Annotated in this window: 15 protein-coding genes; 7 read left to right on the plus strand and 8 right to left on the minus strand. The window is 63.0% G+C overall.

Annotated features, from left to right (window positions below; genetic code table 11):
* Window positions 1–151: 151 nt before the first annotated feature.
* Window positions 152–983, minus strand: a protein-coding gene (locus CXY80_RS01280) for an IS5 family transposase (RefSeq protein WP_233194780.1) whose coding sequence is annotated in 2 segments (ribosomal slippage) — window positions 152–602 and window positions 601–983 — 834 coding nt in all. Because the reading frame shifts where the segments join, the coding sequence is not laid out codon by codon here.
* A gap of 224 nt (window positions 984–1207) precedes the next feature.
* On the opposite strand from CXY80_RS01280, the gene CXY80_RS01285 reads away from it, so the two are divergent.
* The 5 genes from CXY80_RS01285 (at window position 1208) to CXY80_RS01305 (ending at window position 3997) form a co-directional block, all read left to right on the plus strand.
* Window positions 1208–1741 carry a DUF488 family protein gene (locus CXY80_RS01285; RefSeq protein WP_104131295.1) on the plus strand — a complete coding sequence of 178 codons (534 nt, stop codon included), beginning with the start codon at window positions 1208–1210 and terminating at the stop codon, window positions 1739–1741.
* Window positions 1742–1832: 91 nt separating this feature from the next.
* A complete protein-coding gene (locus CXY80_RS01290) occupies window positions 1833–2042 on the plus strand; it encodes a DUF2945 domain-containing protein (protein WP_104131296.1) in 210 nt (69 codons plus the stop codon).
* A 203-nt stretch (window positions 2043–2245) separates the two neighbouring features.
* A complete protein-coding gene (locus CXY80_RS01295) occupies window positions 2246–3148 on the plus strand; it encodes an alpha/beta fold hydrolase (RefSeq protein WP_104131297.1) in 903 nt (300 codons plus the stop codon).
* Between the two features lie 50 nt (window positions 3149–3198).
* Window positions 3199–3438 (plus strand): hypothetical protein, encoded by a 240-nt coding sequence (locus tag CXY80_RS01300; protein WP_104131298.1) that lies wholly within the window; start codon window positions 3199–3201, stop codon window positions 3436–3438.
* Window positions 3428–3997, plus strand: coding sequence for an isochorismatase family protein (locus tag CXY80_RS01305; protein ID WP_233194781.1), 570 nt, complete (start codon window positions 3428–3430; stop codon window positions 3995–3997). Before CXY80_RS01300 ends, CXY80_RS01305 begins: the two co-directional genes overlap by 11 nt.
* A 934-nt stretch (window positions 3998–4931) precedes the next feature.
* On the opposite strand, the gene CXY80_RS01310 is transcribed toward CXY80_RS01305, so the two are convergent.
* The 3 genes from CXY80_RS01310 to CXY80_RS01320 all read right to left on the minus strand — a co-directional run bounded on the left by CXY80_RS01310 (window position 4932) and on the right by CXY80_RS01320 (window position 8173).
* Window positions 4932–6503 (minus strand): glucoamylase family protein, encoded by a 1572-nt coding sequence (locus CXY80_RS01310; RefSeq protein WP_233194782.1) that lies wholly within the window; start codon window positions 6501–6503, stop codon window positions 4932–4934.
* A gap of 172 nt (window positions 6504–6675) precedes the next feature.
* Window positions 6676–7770, minus strand: coding sequence for a LacI family DNA-binding transcriptional regulator (locus tag CXY80_RS01315; protein ID WP_104131300.1), 1095 nt, complete (start codon window positions 7768–7770; stop codon window positions 6676–6678).
* A gap of 133 nt (window positions 7771–7903) precedes the next feature.
* On the minus strand, window positions 7904–8173 hold the full coding sequence (locus tag CXY80_RS01320; protein ID WP_199182201.1) for a hypothetical protein: 270 nt from the start codon (window positions 8171–8173) through the stop codon (window positions 7904–7906).
* Here CXY80_RS01320 and CXY80_RS20605 point away from each other — a divergent pair.
* A complete protein-coding gene (locus CXY80_RS20605; protein ID WP_369828593.1) occupies window positions 8172–8468 on the plus strand; it encodes an ATP-binding cassette domain-containing protein in 297 nt (98 codons plus the stop codon). The two genes, CXY80_RS01320 and CXY80_RS20605, sit on opposite strands and share 2 nt — an antisense overlap.
* 62 nt (window positions 8469–8530) lie before the next feature.
* Here CXY80_RS20605 and CXY80_RS01330 read toward each other — a convergent pair whose 3' ends face one another.
* The 4 genes from CXY80_RS01330 to CXY80_RS01345 are packed head-to-tail and all read right to left on the minus strand — an operon-like array spanning window position 8531 to window position 12766.
* Entirely contained in the window at window positions 8531–9709 is a 1179-nt protein-coding gene (locus CXY80_RS01330) for a glycoside hydrolase family 1 protein (protein ID WP_104131303.1), read from the minus strand.
* Window positions 9710–9720: 11 nt separating this feature from the next.
* Complete coding sequence (locus tag CXY80_RS01335; protein WP_199182200.1) at window positions 9721–10542, minus strand: carbohydrate ABC transporter permease; 822 nt, start codon at window positions 10540–10542, stop codon at window positions 9721–9723.
* Window positions 10543–10544: 2 nt separating this feature from the next.
* Window positions 10545–11495 carry a carbohydrate ABC transporter permease gene (locus CXY80_RS01340; protein WP_104131304.1) on the minus strand — a complete coding sequence of 317 codons (951 nt, stop codon included), beginning with the start codon at window positions 11493–11495 and terminating at the stop codon, window positions 10545–10547.
* Between the two features lie 2 nt (window positions 11496–11497).
* Window positions 11498–12766, minus strand: coding sequence for a sugar ABC transporter substrate-binding protein (locus CXY80_RS01345; RefSeq protein ID WP_233194783.1), 1269 nt, complete (start codon window positions 12764–12766; stop codon window positions 11498–11500).
* A 131-nt stretch (window positions 12767–12897) separates the two neighbouring features.
* On the opposite strand from CXY80_RS01345, the gene CXY80_RS01350 reads away from it, so the two are divergent.
* Window positions 12898–13497 (plus strand): TetR/AcrR family transcriptional regulator, encoded by a 600-nt coding sequence (locus CXY80_RS01350; RefSeq protein WP_104131305.1) that lies wholly within the window; start codon window positions 12898–12900, stop codon window positions 13495–13497.
* Window positions 13498–14503 lie beyond the last annotated feature (1006 nt).

Raw genomic sequence — 14503 nt, forward strand, 5'->3', positions numbered from 1 at the left:
TCGCCCCTGCCTACGTGCTGCTCGCCTCCGACGAGGGATCGTACATCTCCGGCGCGGTCCTGCCGGTCACCGGCGGCAAGGGCCTCTAGGCCGTGTTGAATAAGTCGGTGTTGATCCAGATCAACGTGGCGGCGAGGGTGATACCGGCTTGCTAGTTGCGGGCCGTCTTGTCGGAGCGCATGGCGATTCCTCGCCAGTTCTTGAGCCGGTTGAAGCTGCGCTCGACGACATTGCGGCCCTTGTAGATCTCGGCATCGAATTCGGTCGGTCGGCCGCCAGCCGAGCCCTTGTTCGCCCGGTTCTGCCTCTGGTCGGCCCGGTCGGGGATCGTTGACTTGATCCCGCGCGAGGCCAGATAGGCCCGGTTGGCCCGCGATGGGTAGCCCTTGTCGGCGAGGACCCGCTCGGGCCGTGTCCGGGGTCGCCCTGCGCCCTCTCGCGGGACGTGAATGCGTTCGATCGTGTCGGCGAGCATCGTCGTGTCGTTGATGTTCCCCGGCGTCAGCACCACGCTCAACGGTCGCCCCCGACCATCGGCAACCAGATGGATTTTGCTGGTCAGACCGCCTCGGGAGCGGCCGATCGCATGATCAGGCGGCTCCTCGCCCAGAATCCTGTAATTCCATCCCGCCCCCTGTGGTGCGCGCAAGGGTCGCGCCGTGCTGGTGCACCCGGGTAATCGTCGAGTCGATCGAGAAGACCCAGTCCAGCCTCCCCAGCAGATCGCTGCGAGACTGCACGGCCGTCAAAATCCTCTGCCAGGTGCCGTCCTTGGCCCACCGGTCAAACCGTTTGAACACGATATTCCACGGCCCGAACCGCTCCGGCAGATCACGCCAGGGCGAACCCGTGCGAAACCGCCACGCGATCCCCTCGACGACCATCCGGTGATCCAGCCAAGGCCGGCTTCGCCCCTGGACCTGCGGCAGCAACGGCTTGATCACGGCCCACGCCTCATCAGAAACCACATCACGCTCATGCATAATCCATGGTCGCCCAGACGCACCCGAAATCACTTGATCAACACGCCCTAGCTCGTGTGAACCGGAACGAGGAAGCCTCCTTCACTGATCAGGTTAGCGACGGCTTCAGCATGGCAACAGGGCGATGGCCAACGTCCCAGAGCTCCCGTTATTGCGGAGCCGAGTGTCGGGCACACATCTGACAATCCTGATGCGGGCTGCAGTAGGTGCGGTTCAATGGGAGCATGGCTGAAACCTGTGTGTACACGATCGGGCACTCGACTCATCCCATTGAGGAGTTTGTTGAAATGTTGAATAGACACGGTGTCGAACGACTCATCGACGTGCGCACCGTTCCGGGGTCTCGTCACAACCCGCAATTTGGGGAACACGAACTTATCGCCAGCATGCCGAACGCAGGTATCGACTATCAGCGACTCCCCGAGCTCGGCGGGCTACGGCACACCCCGGCCGCAGAGGCGTCTATCAACAAAGCGTGGCGTAACAGGAGCTTTCGCAACTACGCCGACTACATGCAAACGCCCGAGTTCGTTGCCGGTGTCGACGAGTTGATGGCGCTGGCGAGGAAGCAGACCGTAGCGATCATGTGTGCCGAGGCCGTACCCTGGCGTTGTCATCGATCACTGATCGGAGATGCGTTGCTGGCGCGGGGCCTTCAGGTTGCCGACATCATGAGCTTGACCTCGACCAAGCCGCACACCCTGACCAGCTTTGCCAAGGTCCACGGTGACCGTGTCTGGTACCCACCGGAAGAGTGATCAACGAGGGTGCACATTCAGATTGGGGCGACGTAAGACAGCGAATAGGGTGAAGAGATTTGGCAACATTGTGGCAGTGGAAGGTACACCTATGATAAAAAAATTCTCAGTCGGCGATCACGTGCGCTGGAGCTCCGAGGCCGGCCATGTGCACGGCACCATCACGAAGATTCATACGAAGGACGTGGAATACAAAGGCCACATTCACCGCTGCAGTCCTGATGATCCGCAATACGAGATCGTGAGCGACACGACCGACCATGTAGCGATGCATAAGGGCGAGGCCCTGACGAAAATCTAGCCGGGCTCGGCCGCCAGTGGATACCAACGCGAACGTGCACACGCTCTGTGCCTGCTGGCAGCGGTGATGGCGGCCCCGATCACGTCGTGATCTTCCGTCTCGTCCTGGAGAGCACGGATGGCAGCACGTCGTGGACGTGTTGACACGACCTTCCGCGAGTGAAAGTCTGAAATGTAGGCATCAGCGGGCGAAACGAGGACAGTATGACCGAATTCACAACGGAAACTGATCAGCTCACGAGGGTGCGGCATCGCACCATTTCCGTCGATGGGCTAGAGATCTTCTATCGGGAGGCGGGCCCCGCGGACGCGCCAACACTCGTGCTGCTACACGGTTTCCCTGCTGCGTCGCACCAGTATGCGCACCTGATGGATCGGCTCAGCGATCGGGTGCACCTCATTGCACCGGATTACCCGGGGTTCGGTTACAGCAGTGCTCCCACCTCGAGTAGTGCCGGCGGAGACTTTGTTTACTCTTTCGATCACGTCGCCGAAGTTATCGAAGCATTTCTGGTCACCCTCGGCATCGACGAGTTCTTCATGTACATTTTCGACTTTGGCGCTCCTATCGGGTATCGCATCGCGGCGCGACATCCGACTTGGATACAGGGAGTCATTGCACAAAATGGCAACGCCTACGAGTCCGGACTGGGACCGAATATGCAGCCTGTGGTTCAGTACTGGATAAATCAGGAGGAAATGGAGCCTGTCATCCGCGGAGCGCTTACAGCTGAGGCAACGCGCTCCCAACATCTCGAGGGCGCCGCGCATCCAGACTTCGTCGATCCGGACGTCTGGACTTTGGACCAACACTGGCTTGATCAAGCTGGGCGAGACCAGATCATGCTTGATTTGCTCTATGACTATCAGTCCAACGTCGCGCTGTATCCCGCGTGGCAAGCGTGGATGCGCGAGCATCAGCCGCCCATGCTTTTGCCCTGGGGGCGTAACGACCAGTTCTTTCCTGAAGCAGGGGCGCGCGCGTACCTCGATGATCTTCCGTCCGCTGAATTGCACCTGCTCGACACCGGGCACCTTGTCTTAGATGAACGGCTGGACACCGTCGTACATCTGATCGATGACTTTATCGGGCGACACAAGCAATAGGAACCTTTCGAAGTACACGCACCACGAACACAGACAGAAAAACAACGACAATGTCACTTGAGCAACGCCTCTCCGTCCCGGACGTCGATCCCGAGGCTTATAAACCGATGTTCGCCCTCGAGAAGTACATCCACGCGGGAAGCTTGGGTGAGGCCCTGATGGCCCAGCCTGGCTGGACGGTGGACGAATCCGCTGGTGCGGATCGGCCGTTACGCCTACGTTGTCAGCTCAGCGAGCGTGCCGCCGTGTTGCTCGTGACCATGATGAAGGAGAATGTTTATGTTGTTTGATACATCCACCACAGCGCTCGTGCTGACAGACCCACAAAACGATTTTCTCAGCCCCACCGGTGTTACTTGGGAACTGGTCGGTAAGAGCGTCGAAGAAAATAACACCGTCGAGCACATTGAGCAGTTGCTCGTGAGTGCCAAAGCCTCGGGGTATGAGGTTTTCGTGTCTCCGCATTACTATTTCCCCCATGATCACCAGTGGGAATTCGGCGGAACCTTGGAAAAGATGATGCACGAGATCGGTATGTTCGATCGGCCGGGGCCCTTGGATCTTGACGGATTTTCTGGCTCAGGTGCTGACTGGCTAGAGCGCTACAAACCGTTCCTGCAAGACGGCAAGACGGTAGTGTGTAGCCCGCACAAAATCTACGGGCCCGAGCAGAACGACCTCGTGCTCCAGCTACGTAAACGCGGAATCAGCAAGGTTGTGCTCGCAGGAATGTCAGCAAACCTGTGCATCGAAAGCCACCTACGCGAGCTGTTGGAACAGGGATTTGACGTGGCCGTCGTTGCCGACGCGACCGCCGCTGCACAGCACCCTGAACTCGNAGCACCCTGAACTCGGCGACGGGTATGCGGCCGCCTTAACCAACTTCAACTACATCGCCGGGGTAGTGCTTACCACCGAGCGAGCAATAGAAATGTTGGAATCCGCCGTACCCGTAGGAGACCTGTGAGCCACGGTTCGGCGGCGCCGCCGCTGGTCCCCACCGAGTCCTCCATTGGGATGCACGTGCCCACCGTGAGTACGATCGGGCCATGGCACATATCGAAGATGAGGGTCGCTCCGGCGTGGAACCCATCCTTCCGGCACCGCAGGATCCACCCCTTCAGACGCTGCTGCTTGGCTTGGACGGACTCATAGCATGATCGTTTCGGAAGGGAACGGTCAGCCGCCGCAGAATCAATCGTGGAATTCTCTTGTTGGTCGCCGTGGCGGGCGTCACGGCTGCGCTCATCACTACGCGCGTCGTGCTCTGAAGGTTTTCCCGCGCGTCAGATCGAGGGCTGGACTCACAGGGAGAAGTGCAGTTCTGCGGCTGAGCGCAATCTGCACCGCCCTGCCAGCGGCTGCGATCGACCGTAGGCTTCAACGGAGCACGGACCGATATCGGCAACCGCAGCGAATCCTTTGGGAAGACGGAGTACGAGCAGAGCAAAGACTCGATCGTCAACATCTAGCCGACCCAGAGACCACACGTCCCGGTTGAGAACTTGATCGCCGAGTTCCGCTGCGCGGCCCAAAGCCTTGTTGTATGTCTCCCGGGAAGACACCTACGTCGTCACCCCGGGAGACATACAACAAGACATGGGCGATTGCACGCTCTTTGTTTGGGCCAGCGGATACCGACCGCCCATCGTGCCAAGACGCCCGCGTCACTCCCCCGGGAGCGCGGCACTCATTGGAACAAGTGCCATCTTCCCGAACAAGCGCCGCGGGCGGTCGCGGTCGCGGTCGCCGCGCCGAAGCACGATCGACCGCCGAGCGAGCCCTACTCCAGGCGCGAGCCGAACACCTGGGCGGCAATGAGTGGGCGAACCGCCGCCTCGAAATTGCTGTCGACAAAGTAGTCTTTCACGCGATCGTCAAGCAGCTCGTTGGCGATTGCCGCCATGATCATCGACTGGTCCAGCGAAAGGTACCGGGCGGCCACGGTGCCGCTCTTGGTCGCAACAGCGTCGTAGAAGCCGCCGGGGCCGTAGGCACCCAGGTTCTTCTTGATTCCGGCAAGGTTCTGCAGCACGCTGGCTTTGTCGTACGGCAGGGCTAGGAAGGCGGCGTGCGGGGTGACGACGCCATCACCAAAGGTCGGCGTGGGGTTGGTAGCCTCGCGGCATCCGTCGTAACCCTTGTCGACGTTGGTGCGCTCCTTGTCGGAGGCGTACCCGTCGGTGCTCATGCCGACTTCTTCGACGCCGTACTCGGCGTACCCGGCAAAGGGGTCGCTCGCCGGGGAGAAGCCCCAGTAACCGTAGCCGGCCTCGTCGAGACCGTGTTCCTTCTGAGCGCGAACGGTGGCCGGGTGGTTGATCGCCCAGGAGCGCGGTCCCCATTCGGCTTCGGGCACGAGCAGGTCGGGCATCAGCGCCTCGAACATGCTGCCGCCCCAGGCCGGCACGAGGGACATGCCACGGTACTGGTAGATACCCTCGTAGACGGGAACGCCGAGGTACTCGCGAGTTTCACCGGTCGGCTTCTGTTCCTGCCAGGAGAAGTCGCAGCCTTTATCGGGCATGGTGCGCAGAGTACCGTAATATGCTGTCGCTGGAATATTTCCCTTGGAGATGCCAATGTAGGTCGCGATGCGCGCCTCGCTGACGGTCGTGTCGTAGTGGTGGCAGGTGTAGTAAAGCTCGGATCCGTCGTCACCGTAGTTGCCGGGGACGCTGCAGCCGGGCGGCGGGGCGGCCCAGAAACCGCCGCGGTTGAGGCCGGCTCCGTAGGCCGCGCCGGCGCCGGCGGCCAAGTCGTGGAAGTAACTGAAGTCCATGCTCTCGTAGAGAGCATTGGCCTCGGGGGCGAGCCGGGGTTCGGCCTCGGCGACGATGCGGAAGGAGGCGGCGAGCCAGCCGTTGTCGACCGTGCTCAAGAAGGGGTCGACGGGGTCGCCGCTACCGGGCCAGACGGTGAGCTTGTGACCATCGAGGGGCGAGTACCAGTTGTAGTACATGCCGCTGGGCTCGTGGCGCTCGATGCTGGCGAGGGTCTTGAGGGTCGTTTTCATGCGGGTGTAAGCATCCGTTTTGCTGATGATGCCGAGGTCACGCGCCGAGATCGTCGACCAGAGGTACCCGCCGATGTTGGTCGGGCTGGTGTTGTCGCTAGGGGTGGAGAGGTCGCCCTCGAGCTTGTCGGCGGGGAGCCCTGTCTTCTTGCTCGTCATAGCGGAGAGTGACTTCCAGGTGTCGGCCGCGTAACCCTTGAGCACCTTGGCCTCACCGTCGCTGTGGCCGGCTCCCTTGACTGCACCCTGAGCGGGGTAAGCGGATGCGCTCGGTGCAACGATGAGTGCTCCGGCGACGAGTGCGGCGCAGAGGACTACGAGCTTCGGTGTGCGTTTCACAGAGTTTTCCTTCGTGTCGTCTTTGACCGTGCCGGCCCTGCAGCGGCTTGGACAAGCGGCCGTGCACGGGGTACGTGGTTTTTTAGTGTAAGCGCATACAGTGCTGAAGTGCAAGGCATCTGTTCGCGCGGCCATCGAGGGCGGCTCACCCCGCGTACTCCGAATCGTCGAGCTACTCGGGCCCTTCCGAACTCTCCCGCAGTAACACCTTCACGGGCAGCCGGAGCGAAATCGGCGGCTGTTCCGGATTTGCCAGCCGGCTGAGCATCGCGCGAATCGCTGCACGGCCGAGGTCAACCATCGGCTGCCGCACGGTTGTCAGCCGCGGCGAGGACTGCCGGCCGGCCTCGATCCCGTCGAACCCGGTCACGATCACCGTTCCCGGGACGGCAATTCCGCGCACGGTGAACACGTCGAGAACACCGAGCGCCATCTGGTCGTTCGCGCAAACCACCGCTCGCGGAAGGGTGCCGGAGACGAGGAGCTGTTCCGCTGCCTCCCGTCCGCCCAGTCGTGAGAAACCGCCCCGGAGCACCGGACTGTGCGCCGGATCGAGGCCGCGTTCGATGAGCGCCTGCACGAATCCCGCGTGCCGTTCGGCGTCGTCGGGAGAGTCGGGTGGGCCGGCGAGGTATAGAAAGTCGGTGACGCCGCGGCGCTCGATGAGGTGCAGGGCAAGCGCACGCATTCCCTCGGTATTGCACACGCTGACGTGGTCGTAGTCGTCGCCCCGGCGCGGCCCGGCGATCAGCACGACCGGGATCCGCCGTGACACATGTTCCAAAGGGACGGTCGGCACGCTTTGCGCGAGCACCGCCATCCCGTCAACCCGTCCGGCAATGTCGTTGACCATGTCGGCGGGGTTCTTGCCGCGTCCGACGCCGACCATGAGAGCGAATCCCTGGCGCCAGGCCTCGAGTTCACTGCCGCGGAGCACCTCGTCGAAGTACAGATTCGGTGTGCGCGCTTCACCCTTGTCGGGCATGTCGACGACCACGCCAACGGTTGTCGACTGCGTGAAATGTGCGTCCTCGAGCTCTTCCATCGCGTCGAGGGTCGGAAAATACAGTCCGAGCACCCCGGTTCGCCGAGCGGCGAGCCCACGCGCGGCTGCGCTGGGAACGTAGCTGAGCTGCTGCACCGAGTCGAGTACGCGTTCGCGCGTGGACGCCCGTACATCCGCGGGACGACGAAGAACGCGCGACACCGTCGCGATAGACACCCCGGCGTGCGCGGCAACGTCGTAGACGGTCGATGCCTTTGCCACAAGTGCCCCCTGACGATGGATGCGAAGTCGACGCTCCACATCCTACGACTCACATCTGGCACGCGGGCGCCCCGTGTTCCAGGCGGGCGGGCCGGTGACCCGGCCGTCAGCCGGTCTCCGGCGCTTTCCGGCGTCAGGACGCCGGGACTGAGCGCCCCGTGAAGGCGACCAACCGGTCGAGGCTCGCCGCGGATTCTGTGATCGCCACAATCTCGTCGAAGCTCCCGTCCCCTCGAGTTTCGGGGCTGATCGTGATTCGCGCGAGGCCGAGCACGTAATCCGACAATACCGGTGCGACCTGCAGCTCAGCCCCGGTGGCGACCGCGAGGTTCCGGGCGTGCACAAGAAATTCCATATTGAGAATACTGGCGACCATGGTCGCGGGCAACTCCGCAAAACCCATGTCGGTGCTTCCGTTGAGGCCTCGTGCCCGAAACGCTTCGAGCGTCTTCTGCGCGACATCGGCACGGTGCGTCGGCCGGATGGAACGTCGTCGCCGCGCCCTCAAGGCCCTAGCGATCGTCGACCTCGCCGATAAGGCCGATAGCTACCCGGCACAGCTCTCCGGCGGGCAGAAACAGCGGGTGGGCATCTCCCGGGCCCTGGCCACGAAACCGCGGGTCCTGCTCTGTGACGAACCCACTAGCGCGGCCGACCCGCGCGCGATGGCAGCGGTGCTGCAGTCCTATTTTCCTTGATAAGAGGAGCATTCTCTGTTTAACGCGCCGCCAAATTCCAACCCCAATCGGCAGATAGAGTCTTAACTCGACGGTGTTGAGGTTGAGAGCCGCCCGGCCCGCGCGACCTCTCCGAGCCACGCCAGGCTCGGCTTGGGGTGGCGCTCGAACGTTTCGGCGTCCCAGCCGATGAGCCCGAAGGTGGGGGCGTAGCTGCCCCACTCGTAGTTGTCGAGTGCGCTCCAGTGTAGGTAGCCGCGCACGTCGATGCCGTCGGCGATGGTACTCAGAATCCCCTCGAGCGCTCCCGTCGTGTAATCGATGCGGCGAGCATCGTCGGCGGTCGCGATGCCGTTCTCCGTCACGTAGATCGGTACGCCACCGTTGCGCTGCCAGGAGCGGCGGATGCCGAATTCGATCGCTCCGGGGTAATACTCCCAGCCGGTGAGAGTGCGCTCCGCAGCAGTCGGAATCGCGATCGGCCCGTTCGCGCCGATTTTCGTGCGCGTATAGGCCTGGATGCCGATCCAGTCGTCACCGCGCGCTGCGTCCATGAAGACGTCTTCGCGGGAGTATCCGTAGTCGTCGGCCACTTGCTCGGCGCCCGGTTCGGGCTGGTAGGCCTGCGTCGCGACCGACCACCCAGCGCGCTTGCCGGCGCCGCGCAGGATGTCGACCGCGCGTGTGTGTCCGGCGATGAGGTTCTCGGTGACGACGGGTTCGCCGGCCGGGAGGCCTATGTGCGGGAACGCCTCGCTCGAGTTCGCCATGATCGCGACCATGTTCGGCTCGTTGATCGTGCAGACGAGGTCGACGTCGGAGAGGATCGGCAGAGCCGACTCGACGAAACGCGCGAACCGGTCGATAACCGCAGGGTTGCGCCAGTCGCCGTCCCGCGCGAGCCAGGCGGGGTTGGTGAAGTGGTGCAGTGTGACCATGGGCGTGAGTCCGAGGCCGAGCGCCGTGTCGATCATCCGGCGGTAATGGTCGAGTTGCGCCCGGGAGACGAAGCCTTCTTCCGGCTCGATCCTGGCCCACTCGATGCCGAACCGATAGCTCGTGAGCCCGGCGTCGGCGAGCAGGCGCATGTCCTCCGGGTAACGGTGATAGCTGTCCGCGGCATCGCCACTCGGCGACTCGACCGGATGCGGGCTCGGCAGCTGCCCGTGCTCGCGCAGCCACCAGTCGCTGGAAGTGTTGTTGCCTTCGACCTGGTGCGGCGCGGTGGCGGCTCCCCACAGGAATCCGTTGGGAAAAGTCATTGTGTTCCTTACTATTTGATTCCGGTTAGGGCGATACCCTGAATGAAGTAGCGCTGCAGGGCTATGAAGATCGCGAGCACGGGCACTACGACCACGACGGCGCCCGCCATCATCAGGCCGTACTGCGATGCGTTCTGGCCGACCGAATAGAGCGCGAGGGCGACGGGAAGCGTGTACTTGTCCTCGCTCGTCGCGACGACGAGCGGCCACAGGAAGTTGTTCCAGCTGCCCAGGAAGGTCAGGATAGCAAGGGTTGCGACGGCCGGTCCGCACAGCGGCATGATCACCCGGAGGAAGATCCGCCACTCACTGGCGCCATCGATCCTGGCGGCCTCGATAATGTCGTCGGGAAGGCTCAGGATGAACTGCCGCATCAGGAACACGCCGAGCGGCGTGATCAGGAACGGCAGGATGAGGCCGGGGTACGAGTTCACGAGGCCGAGGTTTGAGGTGAGCACGAACAGCGGCACGAAGGTCACGACGCCCGGCACCATGAGCGTGCCGAGCACAAGACCGAACAGCACTTTCTTGCCGGCGAACTCAAGCTTCGCGAGCGCGTAGCCCAGCATTGACGAGAACACGATGTTGCCGAGCGTCACGAAGACCGCGACGACAACGCTGTTGGTGAAGTAGGTCGTGAAGTCGAGCCGCCCGAAGAGCTGCACGTAGTTCTCGAGCGTCGGGTTCTCCGGGAAGAAGTTCAGGGGGGCGCTGCGGATCTCAGCGTTCGTCTTGAACGAGCCGAGTAGCATCCAGATGAACGGGAAAATCATCGCGACGAACCCCATGACGAGCACGATGTAGAGCCACCATCTCGGTTTGCGTCTCATCATGGTCAGTCTTTCTGTCGGAGGAATCGGAACTGCACAAGCGACAGGACAACGATGCCGAGGAACAGCACGTAACTAGCTGCGGAGGCATAGGAGTAGTTGCCGAATCCGAACTGGTTGAACGTGTACATCGCGGTTGAGAGGGTCGCGTCGAGCGGCCCGCCGCGGGTCATCACGAAGGGCTCCTCAAAGAACTGCAGGAACCCAATGCCGGTGATGACCGCCGCGAACAGCAGGGTCGGTCGCAGGGCGGGCACGACGACGTTGAAGAATCGCTTGACCGGACCGGCGCCGTCCATCATGGCTGCCTCGAGCTGCTCCTGCCCCACGCCCTGGAGCCCGGCGAGGAAGATCACCATGAGGGTTCCGATGTTGCGCCAGATCGCCATGGCAATGAGCGATGGGAGGGCGAACGTGGTGTCTTCGAGCCAGTTGGGGCCGGAGACTCCGAAGATCGAGAGAAACCCGTTGAGCAACCCGTCCGGCTGGAGGATGAACTTCCAGACGATCGCGATCGCCACGATGCTCGTGACGACGGGGGCGTAGTAGCCCACGCGGAACACGGTGCGGAACTTGTTGATGCCGTTGTTGAGGGCGAGGGCCACGAGCAGGGCGAGAACGATCGTGAGCGGGACGCCCACAATCACGAAGACCGCGGTGTTGGAGAGGGCCTTGAGGAACCGGGGGTCCTGAAAGAGGTTTAGGTAGTTCTCGAGACCGATGAAGTTCACGTTGAACGGCGATCGCAGGTCGCGGGTCGTGAGGTCGGTGAAGCTCATCGCGAAGGACGCTAGGATCGGGCCGGCCATGAAGACCACGAACAGGATCATGAACGGGGCGGCGAAGCCCCACGCGATCCAGGTTATCTTGCGCCGACCGGGCGAGTGCCGAAGCGCCGTCGGCGCGGGCGGGCGCGGTGAGGGCGCTCGCCCGGTATTTGGTGCGAGGACGGCCATGGCTAGTTGCCGGTGCCGATCGTGTCCGCCTGCTGCTGGATCGTCTTGAGTGCGGCGTCGACAGTCTGGTCACCGCGCGTGACCTTCTCAAGCTCCTGGTCAATGACGGCAGACACCTGGGCCCAAGTCGGGATCGCGGGCGGCGCTTTCGAGTCGGCGAGCTGCATGGCGAACACGCTCAGGTAGGGGTCGTCGGCGAAGATCGGATCCTCGAACGCGGCTTGCACCGAGGGGAGGTCGGTGGAGATGTCGTACCACTCGAGCTGCGTCTCGGGCTGGCTGAGCCAGCGCACGAACTTCCACGACGCGTCACGGTTCTCGCTGTCGCCGAAGACGGCGAGGTTGCCGCCTCCCGTGAAGCTCGTGCGGGTGTCGGCTCCGGGGACCTGGGCGACGGCGAACTTGTCGGCGAAGTCCGGTCCGCCCTGTTCACGGAGCAGTCCAACGTGGAACGGGCCGCTGAAGAACGAGCCGACCGATCCGTCGATGAACTTCTGTTCGATCTCGCCGCCCTCGAGGCGAACCGCCTCGGAGGCTCCCTCCTCAAAGAAGCTCTTGTAGAACTCGAACGCCTCGGCCCACTCTGGGGTGTCGAACGTGAACTCGGTGCCATCCTCGTTCAGGATGTCGCCGCCGGCCTGCCAGGCGAGAGGGGTAACGTACTGCCAGGAGTCGAATCCGCCCGGCGGAAGGGAGACGCCTGACGTGGCGCCGCCATCCTTGAGCGCCAGGGCAAAGGTCTTGTACTCGTCCCACGTGGTGGGCGCTTCGACGCCGGCGGCCTCGGCGAGGTCGGTGCGGTAGTAAAGAACACGCGAGTCGACATACCACGGCACGCCGTAGGCGACGTCGTCGACGACCGCGGTGCCCCAAGAGCCCTCGAAGAAGGATGCCTCGTCGACGAGGCCTTCCGGGGTGGGCTCGAGCGCGCCGGTTGCAGCGAACTCGCCGACCCAGGTCGTGCCGAGCATCGAAATGTCCGGGGTCTCGCCGCCGGCGATCGACGTGGCGATGCGGTCGTGCGCGGAATCCCACGGCACCGCCGTGACGTTGATCGTGACATCCGGATTCTCGTCCTCGAACTTGGTTGCGAGCTGGTCGAGCACTTCGCCCTCGTTGCCCATCGCCCAGACCGTGACTTCGCCCGTTGCCGGCTTGTCGTCGATTGCGGCGCCGCTCGTGGCGGTACTCCCGCCTTCGGTACGGCCACAACCTGTAAGCGCGATAACCCCTACCAGGCCTATTGCCGCGATTGATCCCCATCGATTCATGTCGTGCCTCCATTGGTTCGACTCCTGCCGCATGGCAGAGTTGCGACTGCTCGTAACGGCCGCAGAGGGGTGCAGCCCTTCGTTGCGCTTCGACCCTAGCCCAAAAACCTTGCATGCGATAGGTTTCTTCTATGACGGACACTCAGGACCGCAAGCGCGGCAGCTACCCCAAGGGCCAAGCCCGACGCCAGGAAATCCTCGACGCCGCGCTTCTCGTGTTCGGTAAGAGCGGCTTCCGCAGCGGCTCCCTGCGCGAGATCGCCAAGCGCGTCGAGCTGACCCCTGCGGGGGTGCTGCACCACTTCGCCTCGAAGGAAGACCTGTTCACGGAGGTGTTGAGACAGCGCGATGAGCAGGTGCGCGCTGCCGCCGGCGATGTTAGCGAGAACACGCTTCTCGAGCAGATGCGTAAGGTCGTCGCCTACAACCAGACCACGCGGGGGCTGACATCGCTTTACGCGGTCATCTCCGCCGAGGCCACAGACGATGGGTATCCGGTGCACGAGTACTTCGTTGAACGGTACGCGGCGACGGCCGCCGACACCGAGCGCGTGCTCTCCGAGGCACAGCGCGACGGCCTCGTGCGCACCGACCTCGACGTGCGGCATGCCTCGCGTCTCATCACTGCCGTGATGGACGGGCTCCAGCAGCAGTGGCTGCTCGACGAGAAGGTCGACATGCCCGCCGCATTCGACGAGTTCCTGCGCGGCTACCTGTTACCGCTGTCCTGACCGCCTTTGACCCCGGCGAACGATGTTGATTGCACGAAATCGCGGTCGATATAGTCGGTTGGGTGGGACGTTGCCGGCACGATCGTCAGGGAGTGTGGCTGTGTTTTTGTTCTTGTGCAGATCGAAAACGGGGCCACGGGCGCGTTGACGGCGCAAGCCGGGGTCGCTGCCCCCCGTCAGGGCGGTTCCGCCGGGTCTTTAGGTTACTGGGCGGGCTGTCAGGGCGTTGTGCGCGGCCAGGTGGGCCATGGTTCGCAGGGTGTGTAGCTTCATCAAGTACCCATCTCGTCAATGGTTCACCTTCCCGCCTTGGCGTCTCCGTCCGACATCCTACGGGCCGTCGCCCAGCACGGATATTCCCGCTACATCCTCACGGACGTGGACGGCCCCTGGCCGCCGAGCGGTCCCTTTACAGCTTGATGCCTATGCTGAGGCAACCCGGGACATTCTCGACCCCTTGGTTTGGACTCACCTATCCGGTCGTGTGGCTCGAATTGATCAAATCTCGGTTCGGTACTACCGGTCGGAAGTCCCAGAGGAGCGCGGGGTTAGGGTGGCCGAAACCGGGGGTGCCATGCAGCACAGTGTGCTGAGCCTGCGAAAGCCGCGTGCATTTCACGGTCAGCTTGTCGGCTGGATAGTCCGAGTCCAGGGGTAAGGGTTTTGGGGCGCTCCCGTGCCGAAGGTCTCGAGGACTGCGTGTTGCGGGGTCGCGATATCCCGGTGCTCATGCCGAATGGTTGCGCGGAATGGTCGCGCTAAGCGGGGCGGATCATCGGTTTGAGAGTGACGAGTCCCGCTAGAAGCTCGCGGTGCCACGGAGCGTCCGTAAGCCGGACGGCGACCGGGACACCCGCTCGGACGAAAAGCGCCAAAGACAATCCGCGTAGTTCCGCGGGCGCCTAATTCCCGTAAGTCCCGTCCGAGAAAATGCCCGGTGAAGGGGGGCTAAACGGTACACTCCTGAAGCATGACCAGCATGCTTATCGGGTACGCGCGCGTATCC

It is taken from the genome of Cryobacterium sp. M91, from assembly GCF_002929615.1.
Taxonomy (GTDB): domain Bacteria; phylum Actinomycetota; class Actinomycetes; order Actinomycetales; family Microbacteriaceae; genus Cryobacterium; species Cryobacterium levicorallinum.